Source organism: Streptomyces sp. GDS52, assembly GCF_052246875.1.
Taxonomy (GTDB): Bacteria; Actinomycetota; Actinomycetes; order Streptomycetales; family Streptomycetaceae; genus Streptomyces; species Streptomyces cathayae.
The window spans coordinates 3,576,619-3,589,515 of record NZ_CM125966.1; the positions used below are offsets into that span (position 1 = coordinate 3,576,619).

Genomic DNA, 12,897 nt, shown 5'->3' on the forward strand with positions numbered 1-12,897 from the left:
TCGGTTACTCTAACTCTGACCGCCCGTGTTCCGACATCCCCCGCCCATGCCTGGGCCCGGCCCACGAACTCGACGAGGAGTTGGTCCCCGATGGCCGCCGAACTCACCGCGCAGCAGTTGATCGACCAGCACCGGCCCACCCTGGACCGAGCGCTGGAAGCGATCCGTACCCGCGCGTACTGGTCCCCGCACCCCGAGCACCCCAAGGCCTACGGGGAGCACGGCAGCCTGGACCTGGCCGCGGGCAGGGCCGCCTTCGACGCCCTGCTCGGCGCCCGCCTCGACCTCGGCCAGCCCGGCACGGACGACTGGGTGGGCGGCGAGACCTCCCCGTACGGCGTCGAGCTGGGCGTGAGCTACCCGCACGCGGACCTCGACGTGCTGCTGCCCGCCATGCGGGCCGGGATGCGGGCCTGGCGGGACGCGGGCGCCGAGACCCGCGCGGTGGTCTGCCTCGAGATCCTCCGGCGGATCAGCGACCGGACGACGGAGTTCGCCCACGCGGTCATGCACACCTCCGGCCAGGCGTTCATGATGGCGTTCCAGGCCGGCGGCCCGCACGCGCAGGACCGCGGCATGGAGGCGGTGGCGTACGCGTACGCCGAGCAGACGCGCACCCCCGACACCGCCCAGTGGACCAAGCCGCAGGGCAAGCGCGACCCGCTGACGCTGACCAAGCGGTTCACCCCGGTCCCGCGCGGCATCGGCCTGGTCATCGGCTGCAACACCTTCCCGACGTGGAACGGCTATCCCGGTCTGTTCGCCTCCCTCGCCACCGGCAACGCGGTCCTGGTCAAGCCGCACCCGCGCGCGGTGCTGCCGCTCGCTCTCACCGTTCAGGTCGCGCGCCAGGTGCTCACCGAGGCCGGTTTCGACCCGAACCTGGTGGCCCTGGCCGCCGAGAGGCCCGGCGAAGGCATCGCCAAGACGCTCGCCACACGCCCGGAGATCCGGATCATCGACTACACCGGCTCCACGGAGTTCGGCGACTGGCTGGAGGCCAACGCCCGCCAGGCGCAGGTCCACACCGAGAAGGCCGGCGTCAACACGGTGATCGTGGAGTCGACCGGCGACTACCAGGGCATGCTCGCCAACCTGGCGTTCTCCCTCTCGCTCTACAGCGGCCAGATGTGCACCACCCCGCAGAACCTGCTGATCCCGCGCGGCGGCATCACCACCGACCAGGGCCCCAGGTCCTTCGACGAGGTCGTCGCCGATCTGGCGAAGGCGGTCGACGGCCTGCTCGGCGACGACGCACGCGCGAACGCGCTGCTCGGCGCGATCGTCAACCCGGATGTCAAGGCCCGCCTGGAGGCCGCCGCCGGTCTCGGCGAGGTCGCCCTCGCCTCCCGGGAGATCGCCAACCCGGAGTTCCCGGACGCGGTGGTCCGCACGCCGGTGATCGTGACGCTGGACGGCTCGAAGCCGGACGCCGAGGCCGCCTACCTGAGCGAGTGCTTCGGACCGGTCTCCTTCGCCGTCGCGGTCGACTCCGCCTCGGACGCGGCGGAGCTGCTGCGGCGCACCGTCCGTGAGAAGGGCGCGATGACCGTCGGCGCGTACACGACCTCCCCCGAGGTCGAGGAGACCGTGCGGGAGGTGTGCCTGGAGGAGGCGGCCCAGCTCTCCCTCAACCTCACCGGCGGGGTGTACGTCAACCAGACCGCCGCGTTCTCCGACTTCCACGGCTCCGGCGGCAACCCGGCGGCCAACGCGACCCTCACCGACGCGGCGTTCGTGGCCAACCGCTTCCGGGTGATCGAGGTACGCCGGGAGGCGTGACGGACCGGTGCGGCGGACGCAGGCGCGCGGAGCCCATCGGCCCCACCGGCCGCCCTGCTAGGACGCGTCCCCCGTGGCGCTCCAGTGGTACAGCGTCATGGCCACACTGGTCGCGAGGTTGTAGCTGGAGACCTGGGGGCGCATCGGCAGCGCCACCAGGTGGTCGGCCCGCGCGCGCAGCTCCGCCGAGAGCCCGCTGCGCTCCGAGCCGAAGGCGAGCAGCGCGTCGTCCGGCAGCTTCAGCGCGCGGATGTCGTCCCCCTCCGGGTCGAGCGCGAACACCGGGCCGGCGGGCAGTTCGTCGACGGGAAGCCGCTCCACGGCGGTCGCGAAGTGCAGCCCGGCCCCGCCCCGCACGACCGTGGGGTGCCAGGGGTCGAGGGTTCCGGTGGTGACGACACCGGTCGCCCCGAAACCGGCGGCCAGCCGGATCACGGCCCCCGCGTTGCCCAGGTTGCGCGGGAGGTCCAGGACCACCACGGGGGCGGTGCGCGGGGTGTGCGCCAGCTTCTCGAGGTTGCCCGCGCGGGAGGGCCGTACGGCGAGGGCGGCGACGGCGGTCGGATGCGGGCGCGGGACCAGCGAGGCGTACGTCTCGTACGGCACCTCGGCCAGCAGCGCCGCCAGCGCGTCCCGGACGTCCGGGGCCAGCTCGTCCGCGAGGGCGAGCGCGGCGGCCCGGTCCGCGGTGACCGCCACCTCGACCTTCGCCCCGAAGCGCACGGCGTGCTTGAGGGCGTGGAAACCGTCGAGCAGGACGGCGGTACCGTTCCGCCGGTGCCAGCGGGTCACGGGACCGGCATCCCGGTCGGGGACGGGGGTGCCGGGCACGAGGGCGGAGGCGGGATCGGGGGCGGAGGCGGGATCGGGGGCGGCCATGACGTGCAGCCTACGTGCGGGGGCCGAGCGCCTTCCCCGGCGTGGGGGTGGCCGGCCGGCCACCCCCACGCGGTTCCGGGTCGGCGGGCCGGGGCCCCGGGACGGACGGACCGCCTGTACGGGTGCGGGGCCACCGTCCGCGGGCCCGCACCCACTCGTACGCCCGGGTGGAGCCGTTGCCCAGACGGCGCAGGAACGTCGTCGGCAGGAAGACGGCGTCGGCCGCGATCATCGCCAGGGAGAAGAAGGGCAGTCCCAGGACCACGGCGATCACGGCGTGCTCCGTGATCATGAGTACCAGGAACACGTTCTTGACCCGCCGGTTGAACAGGGTGAACGGGAAGGCGACCTGCACGGCGACCGTCCCGTACGTCACCAGCATCACCAGGGTGCCGCTGGCGGTCAGCAGGTCGCCGAGGGCCGGCCAGGGGGAGAAGTACTCCAGGTGGAGCGGATAGTGGACCGCGGTGCCGTCCTGCCAGCGGGAGCCCTGGATCTTGTACCAGCCGGCCGTGGCGTAGATCAGACAGGCCTCGGCCATGATCACCAGCAGGGCCCCGTTGTGCACGACGTTGGCGACGACGTCCAGCAGGATGCGTGGCTGCGGGGTCCTCGCGCGCCGCCCCACCAGCCACCACAGTGCCTGCACCACCCAGACGGCCCACAGCAGCGCCGGTATGAACCAGTCGCCGTCCAGCCGGCCGGCCAGGGTCGCCGCCAGCAGCAGGAAGCCCAGCACGCTCCACAGCGCGGGACCCACCCGGTCCCGCGGCCGCTCCCCACGCGCGCGGGCCCGCTGCTCGCGCCGGGCGCGCCGCGCGTCCAGCGACCACACCTGGCCGCAGCGGGTGAACACGAGGTAGATCGACATCAGGTGCAGGACGTTGTCGCCGCCGTCGCCCATGAAGACACTGCGGTTCTGCAGCGACAGCACACCCACCATGAACAGCACCGACATGGTGCGGGTGCGCCAGCCCAGCAACAGCAGCACGCTCCACACCACCGCGAGCGCGTAGCCGGCCTCGAACCAGCCCTGGCCGTCCGACCACAGCAGCACGGTGAAGGCACCGTTGGACCCGACCAGCTGATCGGCGAGATCCCAGTCCCACGGACCGTCGGGACCGTACAGCTCCTGGCGGTGGGGGAACTCCCGGAGCAGGAACAGCAGCCAGGTCGCGCTGAAGCCGATCCGGATCACTGCGGTCTGGTACGGGCCGAGAGCGGCGTCGGTGACCCGTGCGACGGCGCCAAAGACCCGTGCGCCGGCAGCGGAGACCCGTGCGCCGGCAGCGAAGACCAGGAGAGAGAAGCGGTTCACCCGATGCCTTCCCGTGCCTCGTCCTCCGGTACCGGCCACCAGGGCAGGGTGCGGTGCACCGGCTTCGTCGAGACCTGCTCCTCGCTCCACCGGGGCGGCGGCACGTTGACGGTGCGGGACCGGACCTGGATCCGGTCGACGACGCCGCCCGGCCCGGCAGCGTCCGACCGTGCGAGCCGCATCACCATGATCCGGCGCAGATACGACTCGGCCAGCGCGCCCCGCATGCCCACCGGACGATCGTCCCCGTCGTGCGTGGCGACGAAGAAGTCCCAGGCGCGGCGGAGCTCGTTCTGCTGGGTGTGGCTGGGCAGGAGGTTGCCGTCGATGGCCCGGCCGTCCTGGGCGGACAGGTCGTACCAGCCGGTGGTCCGCACTCCCCCGTCCGCCGTCAGGATCTCGGCGCGGACCTGGACGGAGATGTTCTGCTGCAGCGGATTGGGCGCGAACAGCTTCCAGTTCTGCTCGAACTCCGGGTAGATCCAGTCCTCGATCGCCGTGCCGTGCTCCTTGGAGACCGTGTTCGCGGGCGCGACGTGCAGGAACGTCATCCCGAGGTGCACGCAGACCACGACCACGACGACCCCGAGGGCCACCGCGGCGGCGATCCGGTGCCGCAGGGAGAGGGCGGCCACGCCGGTGGCCGGCTCGGGCGGCGGGGCGAGGACGCCCGGTTCCTCCGGTCCGTCCGGCCCGGCCCGCTCCTGCCGGGCGTGCGAGCCCTCGTCGTACGCGTTCATCCCGCCCCGTTCCCACATTCCCGGTCCGTGTCCCGGCCGCGGCGCCGTCGTACCGCCCGCACACCGCTTCGCGGCTTCACCGTGTCGCACGGAACGGTACTCAGCACCGGCCTCCGGGGCACAGCCCCGGAGGTCATCCACAGCTGTTGACACCTTGCGGCGGCCGTCTCACCATGGAATCGCACGAACCGAACGATCGGTCGGGAGCGTGTTCCGGGAAGAACCCAGAGCGGGAAGACCCAGAGCAAGAAGAATCAAGGTCGAGAAGAACCAAGGTCGAGGGGGACCTCATGGCGACAGCAGCCGCTCGCGGCACGGTCGGCGGCCGTACGCATGACGCACCGGACGGCGCCGGCGACCGTGCCGGTGACCCGCTCCTCGACGGCGCGGGACACGAGCGTGCCTTCGACGCGACCGTCGCCGCCGACGAGAGGATCGAACCACGCGACTGGATGCCCGACGCCTACCGGGCCACACTCGTCCGGCAGATCGCCCAGCACGCGCACTCCGAGATCATCGGCATGCAGCCGGAGGCCAACTGGATCACCCGCGCGCCGTCGCTGCGCCGCAAGGCGATCCTGATGGCCAAGGTGCAGGACGAGGCCGGACACGGCCTGTACCTCTACAGCGCCGCCGAGACCCTCGGCACCAGCCGCGAGGAGCTGCTGGACAAGCTGCACTCCGGCCGCCAGAAGTACTCCTCGATCTTCAACTACCCCACGCTGACCTGGGCCGACGTCGGTGCGATCGGCTGGCTGGTGGACGGCGCCGCGATCACCAACCAGGTGCCCCTGTGCCGCTGCTCGTACGGTCCGTACGCGCGCGCCATGGTGCGCATCTGCAAGGAGGAGTCCTTCCACCAGCGCCAGGGCTACGAGCTGCTGCTGGCCCTGAGCCGCGGCACCCCCGAGCAGCACGCGATGGCCCAGGACGCGGTGGACCGCTGGTGGTGGCCGTCCCTGATGATGTTCGGCCCGCCCGACGACGAGTCGCAGCACTCCGCGCAGTCGATGGCCTGGAAGATCAAGCGGCACTCCAACGACGAGCTGCGCCAGCGCTTCGTCGACATCTGCGTCCCCCAGGCCGAGTCGCTCGGCCTCACCCTCCCCGACCCGGACCTGCGGTGGAACGAGGAGCGGGGGCACCACGACTTCGGCCCGATCGACTGGGCCGAGTTCCGGGACGTCCTCAAGGGCAACGGCCCGTGCAACGAGGAGCGGCTGACCCGGCGCAGGCGCGCCCACGAGGAGGGTGCCTGGGTCAGGGAGGCGGCAGCGGCCCACGCGGCCAAGCACGCGAACGGCGAGACAGGAGCACCCCGTACATGACCGACACCGACTGGCCCCTGTGGGAGGTCTTCGTGCGCTCCCGCCGGGGGCTCTCCCACACCCACGCCGGCAGCCTGCACGCCCCGGACGCGGAGTTCGCCCTGCGCAACGCCCGCGATCTGTACACCCGGCGCGGCGAGGGCGTCTCGATCTGGGTCGTGCCGTCGTCCGCGGTCACCGCCTCCTCGCCGGACGAGAAGGACCCGTTCTTCGAACCCGCCGCCGACAAGCCCTACCGGCACCCGACGTTCTACGAGATCCCCGAGGGAGTGCGGCACCTGTGACGACACCACCCGGCGCCCCCGCACAGACGGCCGCCGAGGACGACACCGCCCGCACGACGGCCGCGCTCGCCCTCGGCGACGACGCCCTGGTGCTCTCCCACCGCCTGGGCGAGTGGGCGGGCAACGCCCCGGTGCTGGAGGAGGAGGTGGCCCTCGCCAACATCGCGCTGGACCTGCTGGGCCAGGCCCGGGTGCTGCTGTCGACGGCCGGGGACGAGGACGAGCTGGCGTTCCTCCGCGAGGAGCGCGCCTTCCGCAACCTCCAGCTGGTGGAACAGCCGAACGGCGACTTCGCCCACACCATCGTCCGCCAGCTGTACTTCTCCACCTACCAGCATCTCCTGCACGCCGAACTCGCCGCGGGGGACGGCCCGTTCGCGCCGCTGGCCGGAAAGGCCGTCAAGGAGGTCGCCTACCACCGCGACCACGCCGAGCAGTGGACCCTGCGGCTCGGCGACGGCACGGACACCAGCCGGGCCCGGACCCAGCGTGCCGTGGACGCCCTGTGGCGGTACACCGGCGAGATGTTCCAGCCGGTCGAGGGCCTCGACATCTACTGGCCGGCCCTGGAGGCGGCCTGGCTGGAGCAGATCGCCCGGATACTGCGCCGGGCCACCCTCACCTTGCCCGAGGGACCGCGCACCGGGGCCTGGACGGCCGGTGCCGGCCGCCAGGGACTGCACACCGAGCCCTTCGGCCGGATGCTCGCCGAGATGCAGCACCTGCACCGCAGCCACCCGGGGGCGACATGGTGACCACGGCGCCCACCACCCCGCTGGAGGCCGAACTCCTGGAACTGGCCGGTTCGGTGCCCGACCCCGAGCTGCCCGTGCTGACCCTGCGCGAGCTGGGCGTGGTGCGCGCGGTGCACGCGCGCGGAACGGACTCCGTCGAGGTCGAGCTGACCCCCACGTACACGGGGTGCCCGGCCGTCGAGGCGATGTCGGCGGACATAGAGCGGGTCCTGCGCGGACACGGCGTGCGTGAGGTCACCGTCCGCAGGGTGCTCGCGCCCGCCTGGTCGACCGACGACATCACCGAGGAGGGGCGGCGCAAGCTGCGGGAGTTCGGCATCGCCCCGCCTCGTGTACGGCCGCCGTCCGGAGCGGTCCCGGTGGGCCTCGGCCCGACCCGCACCCGCGACCCGCTGGCCGGCGCTCCACCGGCCGGCGAGGCGTCCGCCGCTCCGGAGCCGGTGCGGTGCCCGCGCTGCGATTCCGCCGACACCGAACTGCTCAGCCGTTTCTCGTCCACGGCGTGCAAGGCGCTGCGCCGGTGCCTGTCCTGCCTCGAACCGTTCGACCACTTCAAGGAGCTGTGATGGCGCGCTTCCACCGGCTCCGGGTGGCCGCGGTCGAGCGGCTCACCGACGACTCCGTCGCCCTCACCCTCGCCGTTCCCCCGGAACTGCGCGAGCAGTACCGCCACGCCCCGGGCCAGCACCTCACCCTGCGGCGCAGGGCCGACGGCGAGGACATCCGGCGCACCTACTCCATCTGCTCCCCGGCGCCCGACGGCCAAGGGCCCGGCACGCTGCGGGTGGGGGTGCGGCTGGTCGACGGCGGGGCCTTCTCGACGTACGCCCTGAAGGAGATCGGCGTCGGGGACGAGCTGGAGGTGATGCCCCCGGCGGGCCGGTTCATCCTCCGGCCCGCGCCCGGCCGGTACGCGGCGATCGTCGGCGGAAGCGGCATCACACCGGTGCTGTCCATCGTCTCGACCCTGCTGGGACGCGAGCCCGAGGCCCGGTTCTGCCTGATCCGCAGTGACCGCACGGCCTCCTCCACGATGTTCCTGGAGGAGGTGGCCGATCTGAAGGACCGCTACACCGAGCGGCTCCAGCTGGTGACGGTGCTGTCACGGGAGGAGCAGCAGGCGGGGCTGCCGTCCGGGCGGCTCGACCAGGAGCGGCTCACCGCACTGCTGCCGGCGCTGCTGCCCGTGGAGCAGGTGGGCGGCTGGTTCCTGTGCGGCCCGTACGGGCTGGTGGAGGGGGCGGAGCGGGCGCTGCGCGGCCTGGGCGTGGCCCGCTCCCGCATCCATGAGGAGATCTTCCACGTGGACACCGGCACACCGGTCGCTCCCGCGGCACCGGCCCCCGCCCACAGCACGGTCACCGCCCTGCTCGACGGGCGCGGCGGCACCTGGCCCGTCCAGGACGGCGAGTCCCTGCTGGAGACGGTGCTGCGCAACCGCCCCGACGCCCCCTACGCCTGCAAGGGCGGGGTGTGCGGAACCTGCCGTGCCTTCCTCGTCTCGGGCGAGGTCCGGATGAACCGCAACTTCGCACTGGAGTCGGAGGAGACCGAGGCGGGCTACGTGCTGGCCTGCCAGTCGCATCCGGTGACGGAGGGGGTGGAGCTGGACTTCGACCGCTGAGGCCCGTTGCCCGCTTCCAGAGCCTGTTCCGGCACCCGGACTACAGCACGTGTCCGGGCTGCCCCTCATCCGTGACCACGGGGCGTCCCGCCGACTCCCACACCTGCATCCCGCCTGCCACGTTCACGGCGTCGATGCCCTGCTGGACCAGATACACGGTGACCTGGGCGGAGCGCCCGCCGGAACGGCAGATCACATGCACCCGGCCGTCCTGCGGGGCCGCCTCGGTCAGCTCGCCGTACCGGGCGACGAACTCGCTGATCGGGATGTGCAGCGCCCCTTCGGCATGGCCGGACTTCCACTCGTCGTCCTCGCGGACGTCCAACAGGAAGTCGCCGTCCTTGAGGTCCGTGACCTCGACCGTGGGCACTCCAGTCGCAAAACTCATGCCCCCGACGCTACCGGAAGCAACCGAGCCGGACGCCCCACCGCGGGGTGGCCGGGATTCCGGCCGCTCCACGGCTCAGCCCTGCAGGGCCGCCAGCTCCGCCTCGCGTTCGGCCACCTGGGCGCGCAGCTGTTCGGCTATCTCCTCCAGGAGACGGTCCGGGTCGTCCGGGGCCAGCCGGAGCATCGAGCCGATGGCACCCTCCTCGAGTTCCTTCGCGACCAGCGTGAGCAGTTCCTTGCGCTGGGCGAGCCACTCGAGCCGGGTGTAGAGCTCGTCGACGGCGCTCGGGGCCTGCTCCTTCGGCTTCGGGCCCGCGGCCCACTCCTCGGTGAGCTCACGCAGCTCCGCCTCGCTGCCGCGGGCGTAGGCGGCGTTGACGCGGGTGATGAAGTCCTCGCGGCGGCGGCGTTCCGGCTCCTCCTGCGCCAGGTCCGGGTGCGCCTTGCGGGCGAGGTCGCGGTAGAGCTTGCGGGCCTCCTCGCTGGGCCGCACCCGCTCCGGGGTCCGGACCGGCTGGTCCGTGAGCATGGCCGAGGCCTCCGGGAAGAGGCCGTCGCCGTCCATCCAGCCGTTCAGCAGCTGCTCCACACCGGGGATCGGCAGCAACCGGGAGCGCGCGTCCTCGGCCAGCCGACGGTCCTCGGGATCACCGGTGCGGTCGGCCTTGGCCTCCAGGATCCGGGCATCCAGTTCCTCGAGGCGCAGATACACGGGGCCGAGCCGCTGCTCGTGCAGCCGGGAGAAGTTCTCGACCTCGATGCGGAAGGTGTCCACCGCGATCTCGAACTCGATCAGCGCCTGCTCGGCAGCCCGCACGGCCTGCTCCAGCCGCGCCTCGGGCCGCTGCGCACCACCTTCGGCCGTCACCTGCTGCTCCGCACCGGCGCCGCCACCACCCTGCTCACCCTCCGAGGTCGTCACCCGCACAGCGTAGGCCACCGCCGCCGCCCCCGGAGCCCACCCGGCCCGCTCCCCACACCGGCCCGGCCCGCCGAACCGCAGGCCGGACCACCCGCCGAACCACCCGCCGAACCACCTGTCGGATCGTCTGCAGCACCCCCGAGGAGACACCGCACACGACACACAGACATCCGGTCATCCGGCCCGGCCCCCTGCCGAGCGACCCCGCTGCTCAGACCCCCGTCTCCGCCGCGATCCGGCCCGACCGCACCGCCGCCACCAGATCCGCGTGGTCGGCCTCCGTACGGTCGGCGTAGCGGAGCGCGAAGTCGGCCATCGCCTCGTCGAGCTCGTCGCTCTTGCCGCAGTAGCCGGCGATCCGGCGGGGGTCGGCGCTGTGGGAGTGGGCGCGGGCCAGGAGGGCGCCGGTCATCCGGGCGTAGTCGTCGACCTGGTCGGCGGCCAGGGCCGTCGGGTCGACGCTGCCCTTGCGGTTGCGGAACTGCCGGACCTGGAAGGGCCGCCCCTCGACGGTCGTCCAGCCCAGCAGGTTGTCGCTGACCACCTGCATCCTCTTCTGGCCCAGGACCACGCGCCGGCCCTCGTGGTCGGCGTCGGGGACGTCGAAGCCGGCCGTCAGCAGATGCGGGACCAGCGCCGAGGCCCGGGCCTCCTTCACCTGGAGGACCAGGGGCTCGCCCCGGTGGTCCAGGAGCAGCACGACATACGAGCGGGTGCCCACGCTGCCCGTGCCGACGACGCGGAACGCCACGTCCTGCACCGCGTGCCGGGCCAGCAGCGGAAGCCGGTCCGGCTGGAGGGTGCCGACGTACTCCTCCAGGGAGTGGGCCACCGCGGCGGCCTCGGCGTCGTCGACGCGCCGCAGTACCGGCGGGGCGTCGACGAAACGGCGTCCGCCGTCCGCCGTCGCCTCGGTGGACTTGGCCGCGAAACGGCCGCTGGTGTTGGCGCGGGCCTTCGCGTAGACCCGCTCCAGGGTGCCCAGCAGATCGTGCGCGTCGGTGTGGGAGACCAGTTCCTCGTCGGCGATGGCGTTCCAGGCGTCCAGCACCGGCAGCTTGGCCAGCAGCCGCATCGTGCGGCGGTAGGCGCCCACCACGTCATGGGCGGCCTTGCGGCAGATGTCCTCGTCCGCGCCGACCACCCGGCCCGCGAGCACCAGCGAGGTGGCGAGCCGCTTGACGTCCCACTCCCAGGGGCCCCACACCGTCTCGTCGAAGTCGTTCAGGTCGATGACCAGTCCGCCGCGCGCGTCGCCGTACAGGCCGAAGTTGGCCGCGTGCGCGTCGCCGCATATCTGCGCGCGGATCCGCGTCATGGGGGTACGGGCCAGGTCATGGCCCATGAGGCCCGCCGCGCCGCGCAGGAAGGCGAACGGTGTCGCCGCCATCCTGCCCACCCGTATCGGCGTCAGCTCGGGCAGCCGGCCGCGGCTGGACTCCTCGACCGCGCTCACCGCGTCGGGGCGGGAGGGGTCCAGGTCGAGAGCGGCGTGGGCGCTGCGGGGGACCAGCCGGCGCAGGGCCTTGCCGTCCTCCTTGGCCGAATCCTGGGGCGGCCATGCGGCGAAGCCCCGTACACGCGGCAGCCGCACCTCACCGGCCGCCCGACCGTCCGGCCCCGTCCACGCCGGCACCTCTTCCGTGCCGGCCCCACCGGCAACGATCTCGGTCACAGCAACCACCTCCCCGTACGCCCACACGTACGTCCGTACACACGCTCGACCACGCGCACGCGTCGACGACCGACGCGAACGGCCCTCGGCCCGACGTCGACACAGGTATCGGCGCAGGCCAAGACATCAACCGTGCCGACCGTACAACCCGGTGGACGAAACGCGTCAGGTCTTGTGGACAACTCCGGTGCTGTGGACACCCCTCTCCCCCACACGCGCACCTGTGACCACCCGCCACAACTGCTGCCCCAGCCTCACCACGCCCACGCCCATCCCCACACCGACATCCACCCCCGTGCCCACACCCGCCCACTCCGCCTACCCCACCTACCCCGCCTCGGCGACATCTCCCCCCACCGGTTCCAGCCGTCCCTCCGCGAGGGCCCGCTGGGCGCGGTCCGCCGAGATGTCCAGCCGGGCCAGCACCGCCGGAACCGCGATGCCCGGCAGCATGTGCTGGAACAGCACGACGACCCGGTGCTCCAGATCCTGCCGCTGGCAGCGCAGCTGCGAGAGGAGCTGCACCCCCGAGTAACTCGCGACCAACAGCTCAGCCGTCTCCGTCACTTCGACGTGCGGCAGCAGTTCGCCCCCGGCCTTCGCCTCGGCCAGGGTCCGGATGGTCTGGTCGATCCACATACGGAACGCCGGGGTCCGGTCCAGCCCCAACGCCCCCTGATCCAGGGCAAGTCCGACACTGGCCCGCACCAGCGGATCGGTCCGCAGCCGCAGGGCCAGCACCAGACCGGAGTCGACGAGTTCCTGGAGCTTGCTCGCCTGGGGCGGCAGGGTGACCGCCAGCTGCTCCTCGAAGATGCCGAGCGCGAGCTCCTCCTTGGAGCCGAAGTGGAAGTACAGGGCACCCTTGGTCACCCCGGCCCGGTCCAGGATCTCCCCGATGGTCGCGGAGGTGTAGCCGCGTTCGTCGAAGACGGCCGCGGCCGCGTCCAGAATGGTCCGCCGTGTGCGGATCGCGCGCTCCTGTCGCGCCATCGGGTGCCTCCTGATCTCCGTGCATCTCGTGGATCGCCGTGAAGTCGCCGCGCGGGCGCCATGCGTGATCGTGATGCCGTGCGGGCGCGTGGGCTCGTCTCCAACGGTATGGATCACCCTTGAAAAAAACCGGCTCGTCCGTATCTTAGTGCGAAAGTCGACCGGATCCAGGCCGTCCACTCGGGGGGTTCCCATGCCGCAGTCAGG

The 12,897-nt window shown here is 72.5% G+C and carries 13 protein-coding genes; 6 read left to right on the forward strand and 7 right to left on the reverse strand.

Going from position 1 to position 12,897, the window contains the following annotated elements; translation table 11 throughout:
- Nucleotides 1-90: 90 nt before the first annotated feature.
- A complete protein-coding gene (gene paaN / locus ACTWJ9_RS16240) occupies nt 91-1,782 on the forward strand; it encodes a phenylacetic acid degradation protein PaaN (protein ID WP_443294365.1) in 1,692 nt (563 codons plus the stop codon).
- A 57-nt stretch (nt 1,783-1,839) separates the two neighbouring features.
- On the opposite strand, the gene ACTWJ9_RS16245 is transcribed toward paaN, so the two are convergent.
- Genes ACTWJ9_RS16245 through ACTWJ9_RS16255 form a run of 3 tightly spaced genes read right to left on the reverse strand, consistent with a single transcriptional unit; the run spans nt 1,840 to nt 4,719 of the window.
- Nucleotides 1,840-2,661, reverse strand: a complete 822-nt coding sequence (locus ACTWJ9_RS16245) for a TrmH family RNA methyltransferase (protein ID WP_443294366.1) — start codon at nt 2,659-2,661, stop codon at nt 1,840-1,842.
- 10 nt (nt 2,662-2,671) lie between these two features.
- A complete protein-coding gene (locus tag ACTWJ9_RS16250; RefSeq protein ID WP_443294367.1) occupies nt 2,672-3,979 on the reverse strand; it encodes an HTTM domain-containing protein in 1,308 nt (435 codons plus the stop codon).
- The gene (locus ACTWJ9_RS16255; RefSeq protein ID WP_443294368.1) at nt 3,976-4,719 is read right to left on the reverse strand and encodes a DUF5819 family protein; all 744 of its coding nucleotides are present in this window, start codon (nt 4,717-4,719) and stop codon (nt 3,976-3,978) included. Before ACTWJ9_RS16255 ends, ACTWJ9_RS16250 begins: the two co-directional genes overlap by 4 nt.
- A gap of 290 nt (nt 4,720-5,009) precedes the next feature.
- On the opposite strand from ACTWJ9_RS16255, the gene paaA reads away from it, so the two are divergent.
- The 5 genes from paaA to ACTWJ9_RS16280 are packed head-to-tail and all read left to right on the forward strand — an operon-like array spanning nt 5,010 to nt 8,710.
- Entirely contained in the window at nt 5,010-6,047 is a 1,038-nt protein-coding gene (gene paaA, locus ACTWJ9_RS16260; RefSeq protein WP_279334953.1) for a 1,2-phenylacetyl-CoA epoxidase subunit PaaA, read from the forward strand.
- Nucleotides 6,044-6,331 carry a 1,2-phenylacetyl-CoA epoxidase subunit PaaB gene (paaB, locus tag ACTWJ9_RS16265; RefSeq protein WP_279334954.1) on the forward strand — a complete coding sequence of 96 codons (288 nt, stop codon included), beginning with the start codon at nt 6,044-6,046 and terminating at the stop codon, nt 6,329-6,331. Before paaA ends, paaB begins: the two co-directional genes overlap by 4 nt.
- On the forward strand, nt 6,328-7,086 hold the full coding sequence (paaC, locus tag ACTWJ9_RS16270) for a 1,2-phenylacetyl-CoA epoxidase subunit PaaC (protein WP_279334955.1): 759 nt from the start codon (nt 6,328-6,330) through the stop codon (nt 7,084-7,086). The genes paaB and paaC overlap by 4 nt, the downstream gene beginning before the upstream one ends.
- Nucleotides 7,080-7,652, forward strand: coding sequence for a 1,2-phenylacetyl-CoA epoxidase subunit PaaD (gene paaD / locus ACTWJ9_RS16275; protein ID WP_279334956.1), 573 nt, complete (start codon nt 7,080-7,082; stop codon nt 7,650-7,652). Before paaC ends, paaD begins: the two co-directional genes overlap by 7 nt.
- Nucleotides 7,652-8,710: a 2Fe-2S iron-sulfur cluster-binding protein gene (locus tag ACTWJ9_RS16280; protein ID WP_279334957.1), complete on the forward strand. Its 1,059-nt coding sequence runs from the start codon at nt 7,652-7,654 to the stop codon at nt 8,708-8,710. Before paaD ends, ACTWJ9_RS16280 begins: the two co-directional genes overlap by 1 nt.
- 40 nt (nt 8,711-8,750) lie before the next feature.
- On the opposite strand, the gene ACTWJ9_RS16285 is transcribed toward ACTWJ9_RS16280, so the two are convergent.
- The 4 genes from ACTWJ9_RS16285 to ACTWJ9_RS16300 form a co-directional block, all read right to left on the reverse strand.
- Entirely contained in the window at nt 8,751-9,080 is a 330-nt protein-coding gene (locus ACTWJ9_RS16285) for a rhodanese-like domain-containing protein (protein ID WP_279337984.1), read from the reverse strand.
- Nucleotides 9,081-9,173: 93 nt separating this feature from the next.
- A complete protein-coding gene (locus ACTWJ9_RS16290; protein WP_279334958.1) occupies nt 9,174-10,022 on the reverse strand; it encodes a hypothetical protein in 849 nt (282 codons plus the stop codon).
- A 211-nt stretch (nt 10,023-10,233) separates the two neighbouring features.
- Nucleotides 10,234-11,658 (reverse strand): DUF2252 domain-containing protein, encoded by a 1,425-nt coding sequence (locus ACTWJ9_RS16295; RefSeq protein ID WP_443295890.1) that lies wholly within the window; start codon nt 11,656-11,658, stop codon nt 10,234-10,236.
- Between the two features lie 366 nt (nt 11,659-12,024).
- Nucleotides 12,025-12,690, reverse strand: coding sequence for a ScbR family autoregulator-binding transcription factor (locus ACTWJ9_RS16300; RefSeq protein WP_279334959.1), 666 nt, complete (start codon nt 12,688-12,690; stop codon nt 12,025-12,027).
- Between the last annotated feature and the right edge of the window lie 207 nt (nt 12,691-12,897).